The sequence below is a fragment of the Dactylosporangium salmoneum genome (assembly GCF_039532525.1).
In the GTDB taxonomy this organism is placed as follows: Bacteria; Actinomycetota; Actinomycetes; order Mycobacteriales; family Micromonosporaceae; genus Dactylosporangium; species Dactylosporangium salmoneum.
In genome coordinates this window covers 65801-83671 of the sequence record NZ_BAAARV010000120.1, presented here as the reverse complement: position 1 = coordinate 83671, position 17871 = coordinate 65801, and the positions used below count along the sequence as shown (strand labels likewise).

The window sequence follows — 17871 nt, the reverse complement described above, 5'->3', positions numbered from 1 at the left end:
GGCCACCCGCACGAAGAACACGGTCCGTTCCGTGGCGGCGACGGCCGAGTGCTGTGCCCGCGGTCGGCGACGCTCACCGCGGCCCGTCCGGGGCCGGTTCAACCGCGACGACACGCACGCCCGGGTTGGCCCCCCGGATCGCCGAGACGGGGGAGCCGTCCCTGCCGGACGGCTCCTCGGGCGGCGACGCCGGCCGGCGACCGGGTCAAGCGGGTGCGGCGCCGGCGGGTGTGGCGTCGTTCGACGTCGTCAGGTCGTCCGGCGCAGAGGCGAGCAGCGCGTGCGTGGTGTAGGAGATGTGCTGGGTCAGTGCGGCCTCGGCTTGCTCGACGTCGCGTGCGAGGACCGCGTCGCGCAGGGCGCGGTGCTCGCCGGCGATGTCGCGGGTGTCTTCGCTGCCGAGGTGGCGCGACCACCGGCGGTAGATCTCGGCGGCATCGCGCAGCGAGTTGGCGATGTCGCGCAGCCGCCGGCTCGGACAGCCCTCGAGTATGGCCGCGTGGAACGCGGCGTGGGCGGCGGCCCAGTCCTCGTTGACGGTCGGCGGCTGGGTCGACGCGAGCTCGGGCGTGCGGTCGAGGGTGTGGTACGCCGCGACGAGGCGTGACTCCCAGGCGATGTCGCCGTGCGCGATGGCGTGCCGCAGGCACAGCGTCTCGATGTCGATGCGTGTGCTCGTCAGGTCGCGCAGGTCCTCCTCGGACACCTGCGTGACCCGGAAGCCGAGCTGCGGCTCCGACAGCACGAGGCCCTGCTCGACCAGGCGGGACAGCGCCTCACGGAGGACGCCCACGCTCGTGCCGTAGCGGGCGCCGAGCTCGGCGAACGGCAGCCGCTGACCGGGGAGTAGTCGTCCGGTCAGGATGTCGCCGCGGAGGTTGGTGTAGATGCGCTCCGCGCGGGTTTCACTGCGTGGCATGGTTGACAGTCTAGGAGAATCTTGAGACATCGGCACATTGTCGAAATCGCCGCGTGTTGTCGAACGTCACCGAGGACCATCGGACACGCTCACCAGCGGCAGCCGCCTGGCGGACGTCTACCGGCGGCACAGCGGCGGCCCGCGCCAGGCTCTCCCCCGCAACCGTGGCCGACCGGCGCCGACGCCCGGTTCAGTGTGCACGGACCCGCGCTGCCGCGTGTGCCCGCCCATCGTCGCCAATCCGACCAAGCCCGCGGTACCGCTAAATCCGGCGAATGACATGGTACCGGAATCTTCTCGACGGGCGGCAGCCCGCGAATGTGGCCGGAGATGTAACAGATCGCCGCTGAGATTCGAAAATGTATTGACACCTCGAAGAGACGTTGAACATACTCGGCGATCAAGGGGCCTGCCAGGCATCTTCACCGACGAGGAGCGTGGGCGATGGCGATCCAGCGGGTCGAGGTGTTCCGGCTCCGGCAACCGGTCACGGCGGCGGCCGGTCCGTCCGGCGCCACCTACCGTGAGCGGCGCAGCATCCTCGTCCGACTACGGGACGACGACGGCCTCGACGGCTGGGGCGAGACCTACGCCCGCGCGGGTGTCGCCGCCACCATCGAGGAGATCGGCGAGCTTCTCGTCGGGCGGGACGCCGCCGACGCACGCCCGCTGATCGACGAGCTTCGCGTCGCGACCGCCGATCAGCTCGCGCTCAGCGCGATCGCGATCGCCCTTGACGACCTGCGCGCCCGGCGGCTCGGCGTGTCCGTCTCCGCCCTCTACGGCGGCCGCCGGCGCGACAGTGTCCGCGGCTACGCCTCCAGCGGCGGGTACGTCGAAGGCGTCAACCCCGAGCACAGCTGGCCCGACGAGGTCTCCACGGCCGTCCGCGACGGCTTCACCGCCTGCAAGATCCGCATCGGACGGTTCGCACCCACCCGCGAGCTGCCGATCCTGGCGAACGTCCGCCGCCTGGTCGGCGACGAGGTTGATCTCATGGTCGACGCCAACGGCGCCTACGCGGTGCCCCGCGCCCGCGAGGTCGCCCGGGCCCTGGCGGAGCTGCGCTTCCGGTGGCTCGAGGAGCCGCTCATCCGGCACCGCGGCGGCCTGACGTACCCGGGGTACGAGCACCTCGGCGGGCTCGACATCGCCATCGCCGCGGCCGAGGGCCTGGAGACGCGCGGCGCGTTCGACGCCTTCCTCAACCGCACGCCGGTCGACATCGTCCAGCCCGACGTCGCGATCTGCGGCGGCATCGGCGAACTGCTGTTCGTCGCCGACCTCGCGGCGTTGCGCGGTCGGCAGTGCGTACCGCACGCCTGGGGCGGCGCGGTGCTCCTGGCCGCGACCCTTCAGGCGATCAGCCTCATCCCCGAACCGTCCGAACTGGTCGGGCCGGACTCCCCGCTGCTCGAGGTGGACCGGTTCGACAACCCGATGCGCACCCGGCTCGCGAGCGAACCTTTCGCCTTCGCCGCCGGTCGGATGTCGATACCGGATGGTCCTGGTCTCGGCATCACGGTCGACGAGGACTTCGTTCGACACGCGGCCGGCTGACCCTGCGCAGCACCCATCAACGCATGACCTGAGGCGATCGGAGACCCCCATGACGAATCTGATCAATCGGCGGACGATATTGAAGACGGGCGCCGGAGCGGCGCTCGGTGTAGGACTCTTCGGGCTCTCCGCGTGCGGTGGCGACGGCACGCCGTCATCGTCGTCCAGCGGCGGCACCGGCACGCCGAAGCGGGGCGGCACGCTGCGCTGGGCGGTTGCCGCCGGCAACGCGACCCAGGTCGCCGACCCGGCCAAGGCCAGTGGCACGATGCCGCTGCTGATCGCGACCAACTGCTACGACACGCTGGTCCGCGCCGACGAGAACTACCAGCTCACTCCCGCCCTCGCGACCGAGTGGGAGTCGACCGCTGACGCGCTCACGTGGACGTTCAAGCTGCGCCAGGGCGTGAAGTTCCACGACGGGAGCCCGCTCACGGCGCAGGACGTCGTCTACTCGTTCAAGCGGATCCTCGACCCGGCACTCGCCGCGGTCGGCCTGGCGCAGATCGGCCCCTACCTGCAGCCCTCCGGCGTCGAGGCGGTCGACCAGAGCACGGTCAAGCTGACGCTGACCAAGCCCAACGCCTTCATCCCCGTGCTCGTCTCGGCGGCCGGCTTCAGCATCGTCAAGGACGGCACGACCGACTTCAAGGCCGGCAACGGCACCGGGCCGTTCACGCTGACCGGCTTCGACGCCGCCGCGCGGACCTCCCTCGCCCGGTTCGACGGCTACTGGCAGGACGGCAAGCCGTACCTCGACGCGGTACAGATCGTGGTCATCGCGGAGGACGCCACCCGGCTCCAGGCGGTGACCTCCGGCAGTCAGGACGTCGTCGACAACATCACCGGCGCCAACACGCTGCTGCTCAAGGGCAGCGTAGAGCCCTACATGCTCAAGAACGGCGGCTGGGTCGGCCTGACCATGTTCGGCGACACCGCCCCCTTCAACAACCAGAAGATCATCCAGGCCATGCAGTACGCCGCCGACCGCAAGAAGATCATGTCGGTCGTGGCGCCCGGTATCGACATCATCTCGCCGGACATCCCGATCCCGCCGGCCGACCCCTTCTTCCCGTCCGGTCTGCAGCCGCGGCCCTACGACCCCGACCGCGCCAAGGCCCTGCTGAAGGAGGCCGGCGTCAGCGGCACCTTCGGGTTCGACGTCTACGCCTACGAGGGCGACAAGCTCGACACCGCGGTCAGCTTCAAGAGCACCGCCGAGGCTGGCGGCATCAACGCCAACGTGATCACGTGGCCGCACGCCACCTTCTTCACCGACATCTTCAAGAAGAAGCCCGCGATCGGCATCAGCGTGGCCCGGCTGCACGTCTCGCAGGCCCTTCCCCGGCTGTACGGCAAGGGCGGCGACCTCAACATCACCCACTTCTCCAACCCGCAGTTCGACGAGCTCGTCGCCAAGGCGACCGCGACCACCGACCAGGCGCAGCAGAAGCAGCTCTTCGGCGACGCGCTCGCGATGGTCAACGACGCCGCGGCCAACATGATCCCCGGCTGGGAGGGCCAGGTGTACGGCAAGAACCGCAAGGTGCAGGGGCTGTCCGCCGCCAACGGCGCGCACATGTACCTGGCCGGCGCCTACCTCGCCTGACCCCCATGACGCAGACCGCCGCACAGGCCGGGCGCCCTCGCACACGCAGGGCGCCCCGCCGCCTGCCGTACCTCGTCCGCCAGCTCGGCACGCTCGTGGTCACGCTCTTCGCGATCACCGTAGTGATCTTCGGGCTGACCGCGATCGCCGGCGACCCGGCCCGCGACATCCTCGGCCAGTACGCCACCGACGCCCAGGTGACCGCCTTCCAGCAGATCCACGGCCTCGACAAGCCCGTCGTGGTGCGCTACCTCGACTGGCTCGGCGGGCTCTTCCGCGGCGACCTCGGCATCTCGTACCAGTCCAACGGCCCGGTCTGGGACGTCATTTCGCCCCGGCTCGGCCCGTCCATCGTGCTGGTGCTGTTCGCCTGGCTGCTCACCGTCGTCGTCGCGGTGCCGATCGGGCTCTACTCCGGCGTCCGGCTGCGTGGCCGCAAGGACGCGTCGCTCACGTTCGTGACGCTGATCGTCGCGGCGTTCCCGGAGTTCGTGCTCGGTCTGATCCTGGCCATCGTGCTGGGGATCTGGCTCGGCTGGCTCCCGGTCGACTCGACCGCGGTCAGCGCCGGCGGCCTGTTCGACAGCCCGACGGCGTACGTGCTGCCCGGCGTCACGATCGCGCTCGGCACGGTGCCTTACATCATCCGCCTGATGCGGGCCAACGCCCGCGAGGTGGCGTCGGAGACCTACGTGCGGGCGGCGGTACTGCGCGGGGTCACCGAGCCGTCGCTGTCCCTGCGGCACATCCTGCCCAACGCGGCCCCGCCGGTGGTCACCGCGCTGGGCCTTCAGTTCGCCGGTCTGATCGGAGGCGTGGTGGTTGCCGAGACCCTCTTCGGGTTCCCGGGCATGGGCCAGTTACTCGCGCAGTCGGCCGCGTCACGCGACGCGCCCGTCGTCGAGGCGCTCGCGTTGATGATCGGCGCGCTGTTCGTGATCGCCAACCTGGTCGCCGACGCGATCGTCGTGTACGTGACCCCGAAGCTCCGGGACGCAGTTCGATGAGCGCTGACATCCTGCGCACCGTCACCGCGGGCGATGTCGCAGCGCCCCGCCGGCGCGGGTGGCGCAGCTTCCTCGCCATCCCGCAGGGCGGCCTCGGCGTCGCACTGCTCCTGCTGCTCCTGCTGCTGGTCGTGATCGGGCCGTTCGTCGCGCCGGACACACCCAACGAGATCAGCGACCAGCCCATCCTCGGCCCGTCCGCCGAGCACTGGCTCGGCACCGATGCCTACGGCCGCGACATCCTCAGCCGGGTGCTGCACGGCGGCGCCTCGGTGATCCTCCTGCCGTTGGTCGCGGTCTCCGCCGCGATGGTGGTCGCCACGCTCGTCGGCCTGGTCTCCGGCTACCTCGGCGGCAAGGTCGACGCGGTGGTCACCTGGGTCATCAACATCGCCCTGGCCATTCCCTCGTACCTCGCGGTCCTCGTCGTGGTCGCGGCGTTCGGCGGCGGCGGCGCAGTGGTGGTCACCGCGGTCGCGGTGGTCTACGCCCCCTACATCACGCGGGTGATCCGCTCCTCGACGCAGGCCATCGCGCCACGCGAGTTCGTGCTGGCCGCCCGCGCGCGGGGCGAGTCGCTGGGCTGGATCCTGTTCCGCGAGATCACCCCGAACATCGGGCCGACCCTGCTCGTGGAGATCGCGCTGCGGTTCACCTACGCCATCATGTTCATCGCCTCGCTGAGCTTCCTCGGGCTCGGCGTGCAGCCGCCCAGCTCCAACTGGGGCGTGATGGTGGCCCAGAACCGGACGCTCCTGCTGGTCTCGCCGATCGGCGTCCTCGTGCCCGCGCTGCTGATCGGCGTCCTGGCGATCGCGGTCAACCTCATCGCCGACGCGCTGACGCAGTTCTTCGGCGACCGCATGCACGAACGGCTGATGGTATGACGGCGCAGACCGCGCGGATCCCCGCGCAACGCGACGGCGACCTGGCCGCGGACGGCCTCTCCGTCGGCTACCGCTCGCGCGAAGGGCTGACCCAGGTCCTCGCCGACGTGTCGGTACGTCTGCGGCCCGGGCGGATCCTCGGCCTGGCCGGCGAGTCCGGATCCGGCAAGAGCACGCTCGCGCTGTCCCTGCTCGGCTACCGGGTCGCGGGCCAGGAGACGCTCGCCGGCCGGGTCGCGTTCGACGGCCAGGACCTCAACCGCGCCTCGATCAAGGAGCTGCGCAAGGTCTGGGGCGCGCGGCTGGCGTACCTGCCGCAGGACACCGCCACCTCGCTCAACCCGGCGCTGACCGTCCAGCGGCACTTCGTCGAGGTGCTCCGCCGCCACCGCGGCCTCGACACGGCGACGGCCGTCCAGCGCAGCGTCGAGTGGCTCGGCCGGGTCGAGATCCCCGAGCCCGAGACCGCGCTGCACAAGTACCCGCACCAGTTCAGCGGCGGCCAACAGCAGCGGGTCGCGCTCGCGCTGGCGCTGTCGGTCGAGCCCGAGGTCCTCATCCTCGACGAGCCGACGACCGGCCTCGACGTGGTCACCCAGGCCCATGTCAACCGGCTGATCGTGGCGCTCGCCCGCGACGCGGGCATCGCCGCGCTCTACGTGAGCCACAACCTCGCGCTGCTCGCGACCGTCTGCGACGAGCTGGCCATCATGTACGCCGGCCAGGTCGTCGAGCAGGGCGTGGCGGCCGAGGTGTACGCGGCGCCGCGGCACCCGTACACCGCCGCGCTGATCGGCGCCGTGCCGACGATCGCCTCGGACCGGCCGCTGCACGGCATTCCGGGTATCCCCCGCCCGTCCGTGCCGGTGCACGTCTGCGGGTTCGCGGAGCGCTGCCACCTGCGCGACGCGGCCTGCGACATCGACGTCCCGCTGCTCACCCTCGCGGGCGGGCGCACCGCGCGGTGTGTCCGCCTCGACGACCTCCAGCCGTTCGACCCGGCCGCCGAACCGGCCCCTGCCAGGGCGACGGCACGGCCGGCGGAGGCACGGCCGGCGGAGGCGGCCGCGACGGCAGGCGACGCGATCCTCGCCGTCGACGGAGTCGGCGTCGTCTTCGCCCGGCCCGGCTCGGGCGAGCCGTTCGTGGCCGTCGACGACGTCTCGGTGCGGGTACCGGCGGGCCGCGCGCTGGGTATCGCGGGAGAGAGCGGCAGCGGCAAGTCGACGCTGCTGCGGGCGATCGCCGGCCTGGTGCGGCCGTCGTCGGGCACGATCACCTATCGCGGTGCGGCCCTGCCGGGGCTCGCCGGTGAGCGTCCCGTCGCGCTGCGCCGGGCGATCCAGATCGTGTTCCAGAACCCCGACGCCACCCTCAACCCCCGGCACACCGTCTACCAGTCGCTCGAACGGCCGCTCAAGCTGTTCCGGCCCGACATCGCCCGGCGCGACCGGCGCGACGCGGTCGCCGCGATGATGCGCCAGGTGCGGCTCTCGCCGGACCTGCTCGACCGGTTCCCGCGACACCTGTCGGGCGGGCAACGCCAGCGGATCGCGATCGGCCGGGCGCTGCTGGCCGAGCCCGAGGTCCTGCTCTGCGACGAGGTCACCTCGGCGCTCGACGTGTCGGTCCAGGCGTCGATCCTCGAGCTCCTCGTGGGCCTGCAGGCCGAGCGGGAGCTGACCGTGGTGTTCGTGACCCACGACCTCGGCGTGCTGCGGGCGGTCGCGGACGAGGCGATCATCATGCAGCACGGGGTGATCCGGGAAGCGGGGCCGACCACGCGGCTGCTCCGGGCGCCCGCGCATCCGTACACGATGGAGTTGATCGCGGCGGTCCCCAACCCGGAGCGGGCCGCGGAGTTTCTTGGTGGGGGGTCCTGACCGTGCATCCCGCCGCTCGTACCGAGTTCGCGCCGCTGCCCCGCACGTACCTCAACACCGCCGGGTACGGGCTGCCCACCGCCGGCACCATCGCCGCCCTGGACGGGGCTCTCGCCGCGTGGCGCGACGGGTCGGCGGACTGGGTCAACGACTGGGACGTCAAGGCGGAGCGGTGCCGGGTCGCGGCCGGCCCGCTGCTCGGCGCACCGGCCGACGAGATCGCGTTGCTGCCGGCCGTCTCGGTCGGCGCGGGCGTCGTCTTCGGCTCGCTGTCGCCGGGCGACGAAATCCTGACCGCCGAGGGCGAGTTCGCGTCGGTGCTGCTGCCCGCGCTCGTCGCGGCCCGCCACCGCGGTGTCAGCGTCCGCCAGGTGCCGTTCGACGCGCTCGCCGCCGAGGTCGGCCCGGGGACAACGCTGGTGGCGACGAGCCACGTGCGCTCCAACGACGGCCGGGTGCAAGACCTCCCCTCGGTCGCCGCCGCGGCCCGCTCGGTCGGCGCGGCCGTGCTCGTCGACGCCACGCACGCGGCCGGCGTGCTGCCGGTCGACGCCGAAGCGCTCGGCCTCGACTACGTCCTTGTCGCGGCGTACAAGCACCTGCTCTGCCCGCGCGGCGTCGCGCTGATGCGCGTCGCGCGGGAGCGGTGGGACGACGTGCCGCCGGCCGTCGCGTCGTGGCGGTCTGCCGGCGACGCGTACGGGCACTACTACGGCCCGACCCTCGCCGACCTCGCCGGTACCGCGGCGCGGTACGACGTCTCGCTCGCCTGGCACGCCTGGGTCGGCGCGGTCGCGGCCCTGGAGTTCCTCGTGGGCGTGCCGGCGGCCGAGCGCCGGGACTGGTGCGTGAGCCTCGCCAACGAGACGGCCAAGCTGCTCGGGCTGCCACCGACCGGCTCGTCGGTGCTCGCGGTCCCGGTGGTGGACCGCGACGCGGCCGCCGCCACGCTGCGTGCGGCCGGCATCGTCACGTCGGTGCCGCCGCCGGCCGGCACCGGCACGGGCGCCCAGGTCCGCCTCTCCTTCCACCTCTACAACGACACGTCCCAGGCCCGGCACGTCGCCGACGTACTCGCGCCGTTCGTTCCGCAACACCCGCAGAGTTCCGGAGGTAGCCCGCAATGAGTTCAGTCGTGCAGGTCGAGTACGTCGGCGATCTCGCGCCGTACGACGACGAGGTGGCCGCCCTCGCCGAGGTCGGCGCCGATCTGACCGTGATCCGTGCCGCCGACGGCGATGCCCTGGTCGATGCGGCGCGGGACGCCGACGTGATCTGGCTCGAGTGGACACCGCACCTGACCCGCGACGTCCTGGCCCGGCTGCCGCGCCTCGGCCTCGCGATCCGCTGGGGCGTCGGCTACGACCAGTTCGACGTGGCGGCGGCGACGGAGCTCGGCATCGCGGTGGCCAACGCGCCGTCGTACTGCACCGAGGACGTCGCCGAGCACGCGCTCGCGCTGCTGCTCGCGCTCTCCCGCCAGGTCGTCCACCGCGACCGCCAGGGCCAGCAGGGACTGTGGCGCCACGGGCCGGCACCGCACCGGCGGCTGGCCGGCAGCACGGTGGGCGTGATCGGACTGGGGCGGATCGGCGGCCGCGTCGCGCGGATCGCGTCCGCGTTCGGCGCGAACGTGCTCGGCTACGACCCGGTCGCGCCCACGATCGACGCGCCCGTACGCCTCGTGAACCTCGAGGAACTGCTGCGCGAGTCCGACTTCGTCAGCGTCCACGTGCCGCTGACCGAGACCAGCCGGTACCTGTTCGACACCGGCACGCTCGCGCTGATGAAGCCGCACGCCGCGCTCGTCAACACCAGCCGGGGCGGCATCGTCCGGCAGGAGGCGCTGGTCGAGGCGCTCGACGCCGGCCGGCTCGGCGCCGCGGCGCTGGACGTGTTCGAGCAGGAGCCGCTGCCGGCCGACAACCCGTTGCGCGGCCGCGACAACGTCATCCTCACCCCGCACGAGGGGGCCAACTCGCCGCAGGCGGTGCGCGACCTGCGCCGCGAGGTGTGCGGCGCCACCGTCGAGTGGCTCCGCACCGGCTGGGCCGGGTCGATCGTCAACCCGCAGGTCCGCCCACACGCGCGTGGCGTCGCGCAGGGGGCACGCTGATGGCGCGCCGGGTGCTCGCGCAGGGTGGCGAGATCCTCCTCCGGGAGGTGCCGGACCCGACTCCCGGGCCCGGTGACGTGGTCGTCCGCCCGCGCTACTCGGTGATCAGCCCGGGCACCGAGCGGTCGATCGTCCGGGCCACCCGGACCAACGTGGCCGAGGCCCACGAGTATCCCAACGCGGCGTACGAGTGGCGCACCATCCGCTCGGGCGGGGTGCGCGGACAGACCCGGATGCCGCAGATGCCGCCGACCGACGCCGCGTCGCTCGGCTACAGCCTCGCCGGTACCGTCGTGGCGGTCGGCGACGACGTGCTCGACCTGCGGCCCGGCGACCGGGTCGCGTGCAGCGGCAGCCAGTGTGCGTACCACTGCGAGCTCGTCGCCGTGCCGCGCAGCCTGACGGTTCCGGTCCCGGAGGCGGTCCCGCTGGAGGCGGCCGCGCACGTCACCCTCGGCGCGGTCTCCATCGAGGCCCTCCGCCGGACCGGCTGCCGCTTCGGCGAAACCGTCGCGGTCTTCGGCAGCGGCATGCTGGGCCTGCTCATCGCGCAGCTGGCGGCGTCGGCCGGCATCTACGTGGTCGCGCTCGACACCAACACCGAGCGACTCGCGCTCGCGACCGCGCTGGGTGCCGTCGCGACGCTCTCCGATACCGGCGCGGAGGGGCTCGCGCGGGTACGGGCGCTGACCGGCGGGTTCGGCGTCGACGCGGTGATCGTGGCGGCCGCCGACCCCGGCAGTACGCTGGTCAACTTCGCGTTCGACCTGCTGCGCCCGGGCGGGCGCGTGGTGGCGCTCGGCGACTTCGGCATGGACCTCGACCGCAAGCGGTTCTTCGCCGCACAGGCCACGTTCGTGCCGTCGGTCGCCTACGGCCCCGGCCGCTACGACCCGGTGTACGAGGAGAACAACGTCGACCTGCCGGTCAATGCCGTGCGCTGGACCGAGAACCGCAACATGGGCCACTTCGTTCGCCTGCTCGCTGAGGGACGCCTCGACCTGGCCGTGATGAAGGCGGTACGCGTACCGTTCGCCGACGCGCCCTCGGCCTACCGCGCGCTGTTCACCGACGACTCCCCGCTCACGGCAGTGCTCGACTTCGGTGGCTGACGAACGGAGCGCCGACCTGCGCTGGCTGGACGACCCGCGGCTGTCGCCGGCCGGCGACCGGGTGGCGTACGTCGAGCGCGCGCTCGACCACGCCGCCGACGCCGTCGCGTCCCGGGTCGGCGTCGTACCGGCCAGCGGCGGGCCGACGACCTGGTTCGGCGAGGGCGCCGCGCCGCGCTGGTCGCCCGACGGCCGCCGGTTGGCGATATGCCGCGGCGCCGCGCTGTGGCTGGTCGACACGGCGACCGGCGCGGCGCAGCGGCTGGCGACCGCCGACGGCGGACAGGTGACGGAGCCGGCCTGGTCACCGGACGGCACGCGGCTGGCGTTCACCCACGTCGCGCTGGTCGAGTCGCCCGATGGATCCCGGGTCGACGGCCTGCCCGGCCTGTACCGGCGCCACCGACGCGTCCGGGTGGTCGACGACCGAGGTCGTCCGCTATGGGCGGTCACCGGCGACGCCTACGGTCCACAGTGGTCACCGGACGGCGCGCGGCTGGGCTTCCTCACGACCCGGTTCGGCGCATGGCCCGACCTGTGCCATGTCGACGCCGCCGCCGGGGCGGGCCCGGTCACCCGGATCACCGACGGCGCGGGACCGGTCCGCGGCTTCGCGTGGAGTCCCGACGGGAGCCGGTTGGCCTACCTGGGCCACCGGCACGGCGACGCCGGCGACGTCAACCTGCGTCTCTGGCTGACCGACCGCGCCGGGCACGCCCCGGCCGACCTGACCGCCGCGTGGGTACACGGCCTCGGCAACCCGGTGCGCGGCGACGACCCGCGCGGCACCGGCGACGCGCCCGTCGTCTGGTCGGCGGCGACCGGCCGGATCTACGCCGAAGTCGCTGTCGGCGGGTGCGGCCCGCTCGCCTGGTTCGCCCCGGCGGCGGACACCGGCGGCCTTGCCTTCGACGGCGCCCACGCCTGCCTGTCCCCCACCGTCGGCGGCGGCCGGGTCGCGTTCGTGCGCAGCGACGCGGCCAACCCGGGCGACGTCCACGTCGCCGACGAGGCGTCGGGCCGCTCGCGCGCGGTGACCGACGCCAACCCCGACGCCGCGCGTCGCGCCCTCCCGATGGCGTCGCTGCCCGTGCGGGCCGGCGACGGCGTCGCGATCGACGCCTGGCTGACCGTGGCGCCCGGCGACGCGACCCGGCCGCTGCTGGTCAACGTGCACGGCGGCCCGCACGGCGCGGTCGGCTGGCGGTACACCGCCGAGGTCCAGCGGCTGGCCGCGCGCGGATACGCGGTGCTGACCCTCAACCCGCGCGGCAGCCAGGGCTACGGCGAGGCGTTCGCCGCCGCCATCCGCGGTGACTGGGGCGGCACCGACTGGTCGGACGTGTGCGCGGCGGTCGACGCGGCGACCGCGCTGCCCACCGTGGACGCACAGCGCACGGCGATCTGGGGCGTCAGCTACGGCGGGTTCATGACCCAGTGGGCCGTCGCGCACAGTACCCGGTTCGCGGCCGCGGTCAGCGAGAACGGCATCAGCGACTTCGTCGCGGCGTGGGGGGTGGGCGCCGGTGCGCCGACGTTCTGGGACCTGCCGATGGGCGGCAGGCCCTGGACGTCGTCGCGGTTCGTGGACCGGTCGCCGCTCGTGCACGCCGACCGCATCGCCACGCCGCTGCTGCTCGTCCACGCCGAGCACGACCAGGTGTGTCCGGTGGCGCAGAGCGAGCAGATGCACGCGGCGCTGCGCACCCTCGGCCGGGACGTCGAACTCGTCCGCATCCCGGGCGAGGGGCACCTGATGAACCTGCACGGCCGCCCGTCGAGCCGGGCCCGCCGGGCCGCGGCCGTCGATCGCTTCCTCGACCGCCACCTGTGCCCGGACCCGCGGGAGACTCAGTAGCCGCGCCCGCGCACGGCGAGGAAGAGCAGCCCGCCGAGGCGCAGGACCGCCTAGATGGCGGCGTGCGCCGAGTCGACGCACCGCTGGCGGATCGCGCCGATCCGCTCGATCGTGCTGACCACCTCGTCGCCTGGGCGCAGGTACACCGGTGGCGTCCGTCCGGAGCCGACGCCGTCAGGCGTGCCGGTGAAGATGAGGTCGCCGGGCAGCAGCGTGCACACCGCCGACAGGCGCGACACAATGCCGGGCACCGAGACGATCATGTCGCGGGTGCGGCCGGACTGCATCAGCTCGCCGTTGACCGTGCACTCGAGGGCGAGGTCGTCGACGTTGTCGAACTCGTCGAGCGTGACCAGCCACGGACCGGTCGGGCCGAAGCCGGGGAACGACTTGCCGAGGCTGAACTGGGGCGTCTGCCCGAGTGTCTGCACCCGCCGCTCGGAGTAGTCCTGCCCGACCGTGAGGCCCGCGATGTGGCGCCACGCGTTGTCGACGGAGACGCGCGTCGCCCGCGTCCCGACCACCGCGACGAGCTCGACCTCCCAGTCGACCGTGTCGCCGGGGATCGGCAGGTCGCCGTGCGGGCCCGTGATGCACGTCGGGAACTTGGTGAACGTGATCGGGACCTCGGGGATCTCGTAGCCCGCCTCGATCGCGTGCTTCCCGTAGTTGAGGCCGACTGCGAAGACCTGCGCCGGTCGTGGCGACGGGGCGCCGAGCGTGGCCTCGTCGATGGGTGTGACGTCGACGGTGTCGTCGAGCGAGCCGGCCCATGCCCGGAACTCGGCCCAGCAGGAGTACACCGCGGCCGGGTCGGCCAGGAACCGGCCTCCGCTCGCCCGCTCGACGTCGATGCCGCCGGCCTCCGTGACGATGGTCAGCCGGCCGTCGACGTTCGCGATCCGCATGTGCCGCTCCTTGCTCACCGAGGGGCCGGCCGCCGGCCCGCTACAGCATCACGCTGATGTGTTCGACGAGTCAATAGATTTTCGAAAACCTGCCGACTGTTCCTTGAGTCGACCCAAGAACGAAAGCTAGTCTGTGGCTCGAACAGGCCCGGGCAACGACCCGATCGGCGCACGGACTCCACCCGAGAGGCAACCGATGGTGACCGAATCCCCGCAGGAGGCCGCCGGCCGGGCCCGCGTGGCCCTCAACGACCTCGACCTGGTCCTGCCGGCCGTCGACACGCTCTACCGCGACCTGCACGCCAACCCCGAGCTGTCCGGTGCCGAGGCGCGCACGGCCGGCGTCATCGCCGAGCGGTACGCCGCCGCCGGCCTCGCGGTGACCCCGGCCGTCGGCGGCCATGGCGTCGTCGGTGTGCTCGCCAACGGGGCCGGGCCGGTGGTGGCCGTGCGCGCCGACTTCGACGCGCTGCCGATCGCCGAGGACACCGGCCTGCCGTACGCGAGCACCGCCGTCGCCACCCGCGCCGACGGCACCACCGTGCCGGTCATGCACGCCTGCGGTCACGACCTGCACACCGCGAGCCTGGTCGGGGCCGCACAGCTCCTCGCCGCGCGCCGCGAGCTGTGGTCCGGCACGCTCGTGCTCATCGCCCAGCCGGCCGAGGAGTCGATGCAGGGCGCCAAGGCGATGCTCGCCGACGGCCTGTTCCGCAGGGACGGCCGTTTCCCACGCCCGGACGTCGTGCTCGCCCAGCACTGCGCCATCACGCGCGCCGGGATGGTGCACCACCGGCCCGGGCTCGCCTACTCGGCGTGCCGCAACTTCCGGATCACCATCCACGGCAGCGGCGCGCACGGCGCGGCCCCACACTGGTCGGTCGACCCGGTCGTGCTCGCCGCCCAGACCATCGTCATGCTGCAGACGGTCGTCTCGCGCGAGGTCGACCCCGACGAGATGACCGTGCTGACCGTGGGCTCCGTCCACGCCGGCACCCGGCCCAACATCATTCCGGCCGAGGCGGTGCTCGAGGTCACCCTGCGCGGCACGTCCGAGGCGGTGATGGACCAGCTGCAGACCGCGATGGAACGGATCGTGCGCGGGGTCGCCGAGGCCGGCCGGGCGCCCCGGTCACCCGACATCGAGCTGCTCGAGCAGACCCTCCCGGTCCGCAACGACGCCGACGTCACCGCCCGGGTACGGGCCGTGCACGCCGACCTGTTCCCGGCCGACGACATGGTCGACCTGCCGTGGCCCAACAAGGGCAGCGAAGACTTCGCCTACTACGGCGAGCCCGGCGACGGGCGCTACTACGCCGGCCCGGCGATCCCGGTGTCGATGTGGTTCTACGGCAGCACCGCCGCCGGGCTCTGGGACGCGGCGAGCGGCGACCTGCGCGAGCGCATCGCCCGGATGCCCGGCCAGCACACGCCCTACTACGCCCCGGACCGGCTGCCCACGCTGCGCCGCGGCGTCGAGACCCTCGTCGGGGCCGCCCTCGCGTTCCTGCCCGCACCGCTGTCGACCCAGGGGGAACCGGCATGATCGACGCATTGCGCGCCATCGAGCGGCGGGTGCTCTGGCTCGCCGTCCGGATGGTCGACGCCGCCAACCGCGAGCGCGACACCGGCGACGGCGTGAAGGTCGGCGGCCACCAGGCGTCGTCGGCGTCGCTGGTCTCGGTGCTCACCGCCCTCTACTTCGCCCACCTGCGCCCCGCCGACCGGGTATCGGTCAAGCCGCACGCCGCGCCGGTGTACCACGCCATCCAGTACCTGCTGGGCAACCTCGACCGGTCCTATCTCACCCGGCTGCGCAGTCGCGGCGGGCTGCAGGCGTACCCCTCGCGTACGAAGGATCCCGACGGCGTCGACTTCTCCACCGGCTCCGTCGGGCTCGGCGCCGCCGCGCCGCTGTTCGCCGCCGCGACCCGCCGGTACGTCGACGCCCACTTCGGCCCGCGCGAGGCGGCACGGTTCGTGGCGGTCATCGGCGACGCGGAGCTCGACGAGGGCAGCGTGTGGGAGGCCGTGGCCGACCCCGCGACCACCGGCCTCGGCAACGTGATGTGGGTCGTCGACCTCAACCGCCAGTCGCTCGACCGGGTCGTGCCCGGCATCCGCGTCGCACAGTGGGCAGCGCAGTTCGCCGCCGCCGGATGGCACGTGGTCGAGGTCAAGTACGGCTCCCGCCTGCGCGCCGCGTTCGCCCGGGAGCACGGGCCGGCCCTGCGCGACTGGCTCGACCGGATGCCCAACGAGCGCTACCAGTCGCTGTTCGGCATCGACGGCGAGCCGCTGCGCAAGCAGTTCCTCGACGGCGCGCCCGCCGAGGTCGCCGCGGCCGTCGCCGACGTGCCCGACGCCGAGCTCGCCGGGCTCCTGCAGGACCTCGGCGGCCACGACATCGAGGCGCTCCTGCGGGCCTACGCCGAGTGTGACCGCGTAACCGACCGGCCGAGCGTCGTGTTCGCATACACGGTCAAGGGCTGGAACCTCCCCGCCGCGGGTCATCCGCGCAACCATTCCGCGCTGCTCAGCGGCGACCAGATCGACGCGCTGCGCGCGGCGACGGGCCTGACCGTCGCGACGGAGTGGGACCGCATCGATCCCGCGACCCCCGCGGGCGCGATCGTCGCGGACCGTGCCGCCGCACCGCCGCGGCCGACGCCGCCGGGTCCGCGGGCAACGGTGCCGGCGCGATCGGGGGTACGGGTGGGGCAGCGGGCCGCCACCCAGGAAGTCTTCGGCCGGGTGCTCACCGACCTCGCCCGCGACCCGGCGGTCGGCCCACACCTCGTGACCACGGCACCCGACGTGGCCACCTCGACCAACCTCGCCGGCTTCATCAACCGCACCGGGATCTTCCACCCCGACGAGCGCACGACCTGGTCGTCGGACCCGATGCTGCGCTGGGTCGAGGGCCCCCGCGGTCAGCACATCGAGCTCGGCATCTCCGAGATGAACCTGTTCATGCTCCTCGGCCAGCTCGGACTGGCCGGCGAGCTGTCGGGCCAGCCGCTCCTGCCGGTCGGCACGGTCTACGACCCCTTCGTCTGCCGTGGCCTCGACGCGTTCATCTACGCGGCCTACAGCGGGGCCAGCTTCGTCGTCGCCGGCACCCCGTCGGGCGTCACCCTCGCGCCGGAGGGCGGTGCGCACCAGTCGACGTTGACCGCCTCGATCGGCCTCGAACTGCCGGGCGTCACGTTTGCCGAGCCGGCATACGGCACCGCCCTCGACTGGCAGCTCTGCGACGCCCTCGGCGCGGTCGCCGAGGGCCGCGGCGCCTTCTACTTCCGGCTCACCACCCGGCCGATCGACCAGGCGCCGTTCGAGGCGGCCCGGGCCCGGCTCGGCGACGCGGTGCTGCGCCGCCAGGTGCTTGCCGGCGCCTACCGGCTGCGCGACGGCGGCGACCCGGCCGTCACGGGCGCGCCCGTCGTGTACGTGGTCGGTAGCGGCGCGGTCCTGCCCGAGGTGCTCGCGGCCGCCGACGAATTGACCGACGAGGGGATCGCGGTGCACGTCGTCGACGTCACATCGCTCGACCGGCTCTACGCCGGCTGGCGGGCCGCCGTACGCGACGGCATCCGCAGCGCGCGCGTACCGGCACTGCCCGGCGCGATGCGTACGGTCTTCGCCGACCGCGCGCCGCTGGTGACCGTGCACGACGCGGCCTCGCACACCATGGCCTGGCTCGGCTCGGCGCTCGGTGTGCCGTGCGTACCGCTGGGCGTCGACGGCTTCGGCCAGTCCGGTACGGTCCACGACCTCTACGAGATCCACGACCTCCAGCCGGGCGCGATCGTCAACGCGGCGCTGTCGGCGTTGAGCCTCCATGGCTGAGCCCCACCACCACGGCCTCGTTGCTCACCGGAGGTACCGTCGTCGACGGCCGCGGCGGCCCACGGGTGGTCGCAGCGTCTCCTCGTGGATGTGGACGGTGTGCGCGTAGTCGGTGTACTGCTCGTCGGACCCGTCGCGGAGGATCGCGAGCTCCTGGTCAGCT

At 73.1% G+C, this 17871-nt stretch carries 13 protein-coding genes; 11 read left to right on the top strand and 2 right to left on the bottom strand.

Annotated features, from left to right (window positions below; genetic code table 11):
- Nucleotides 1-205: 205 nt before the first annotated feature.
- Nucleotides 206-919, bottom strand: a complete 714-nt coding sequence (locus tag ABD352_RS51345; RefSeq protein WP_344619973.1) for a GntR family transcriptional regulator — start codon at nucleotides 917-919, stop codon at nucleotides 206-208.
- A gap of 444 nt (nucleotides 920-1363) precedes the next feature.
- Here ABD352_RS51345 and ABD352_RS51340 point away from each other — a divergent pair, with 444 nt between their 5' ends.
- From ABD352_RS51340 to ABD352_RS51300, 9 genes are read left to right on the top strand one after another with little or no spacing between them, the layout of a single operon-like run.
- Nucleotides 1364-2479: a mandelate racemase/muconate lactonizing enzyme family protein gene (locus ABD352_RS51340; RefSeq protein WP_344619972.1), complete on the top strand. Its 1116-nt coding sequence runs from the start codon at nucleotides 1364-1366 to the stop codon at nucleotides 2477-2479.
- 49 nt (nucleotides 2480-2528) lie between these two features.
- On the top strand, nucleotides 2529-4088 hold the full coding sequence (locus ABD352_RS51335) for an ABC transporter substrate-binding protein (protein WP_344619971.1): 1560 nt from the start codon (nucleotides 2529-2531) through the stop codon (nucleotides 4086-4088).
- A 5-nt stretch (nucleotides 4089-4093) separates the two neighbouring features.
- The gene (locus tag ABD352_RS51330; protein WP_344619970.1) at nucleotides 4094-5095 is read left to right on the top strand and encodes an ABC transporter permease; all 1002 of its coding nucleotides are present in this window, start codon (nucleotides 4094-4096) and stop codon (nucleotides 5093-5095) included.
- The gene (locus ABD352_RS51325) at nucleotides 5092-5982 is read left to right on the top strand and encodes an ABC transporter permease (protein ID WP_344619969.1); all 891 of its coding nucleotides are present in this window, start codon (nucleotides 5092-5094) and stop codon (nucleotides 5980-5982) included. The genes ABD352_RS51330 and ABD352_RS51325 overlap by 4 nt, the downstream gene beginning before the upstream one ends.
- A complete protein-coding gene (locus ABD352_RS51320) occupies nucleotides 5979-7865 on the top strand; it encodes a dipeptide ABC transporter ATP-binding protein (RefSeq protein WP_344619968.1) in 1887 nt (628 codons plus the stop codon). Before ABD352_RS51325 ends, ABD352_RS51320 begins: the two co-directional genes overlap by 4 nt.
- Nucleotides 7866-7867: 2 nt before the next feature.
- Nucleotides 7868-8992 carry an aminotransferase class V-fold PLP-dependent enzyme gene (locus ABD352_RS51315; protein WP_344619967.1) on the top strand — a complete coding sequence of 375 codons (1125 nt, stop codon included), beginning with the start codon at nucleotides 7868-7870 and terminating at the stop codon, nucleotides 8990-8992.
- Nucleotides 8989-9981 (top strand): C-terminal binding protein, encoded by a 993-nt coding sequence (locus tag ABD352_RS51310; protein ID WP_344619966.1) that lies wholly within the window; start codon nucleotides 8989-8991, stop codon nucleotides 9979-9981. Before ABD352_RS51315 ends, ABD352_RS51310 begins: the two co-directional genes overlap by 4 nt.
- A complete protein-coding gene (locus tag ABD352_RS51305) occupies nucleotides 9981-11093 on the top strand; it encodes a zinc-dependent alcohol dehydrogenase (RefSeq protein ID WP_344619965.1) in 1113 nt (370 codons plus the stop codon). The genes ABD352_RS51310 and ABD352_RS51305 overlap by 1 nt, the downstream gene beginning before the upstream one ends.
- Nucleotides 11086-12951, top strand: coding sequence for a S9 family peptidase (locus ABD352_RS51300; protein WP_344619964.1), 1866 nt, complete (start codon nucleotides 11086-11088; stop codon nucleotides 12949-12951). The genes ABD352_RS51305 and ABD352_RS51300 overlap by 8 nt, the downstream gene beginning before the upstream one ends.
- A gap of 50 nt (nucleotides 12952-13001) precedes the next feature.
- Here the strand turns inward: ABD352_RS51300 and ABD352_RS51295 are convergent, their stop codons facing one another.
- Nucleotides 13002-13859 (bottom strand): fumarylacetoacetate hydrolase family protein, encoded by an 858-nt coding sequence (locus ABD352_RS51295; RefSeq protein ID WP_344619963.1) that lies wholly within the window; start codon nucleotides 13857-13859, stop codon nucleotides 13002-13004.
- Between the two features lie 196 nt (nucleotides 13860-14055).
- On the opposite strand from ABD352_RS51295, the gene ABD352_RS51290 reads away from it, so the two are divergent.
- Entirely contained in the window at nucleotides 14056-15405 is a 1350-nt protein-coding gene (locus ABD352_RS51290; protein WP_344619962.1) for an amidohydrolase, read from the top strand.
- Nucleotides 15402-17708, top strand: a complete 2307-nt coding sequence (locus ABD352_RS51285) for a transketolase-like TK C-terminal-containing protein (RefSeq protein ID WP_344619961.1) — start codon at nucleotides 15402-15404, stop codon at nucleotides 17706-17708. The genes ABD352_RS51290 and ABD352_RS51285 overlap by 4 nt, the downstream gene beginning before the upstream one ends.
- The last annotated feature ends 163 nt before the right edge of the window (nucleotides 17709-17871 follow it).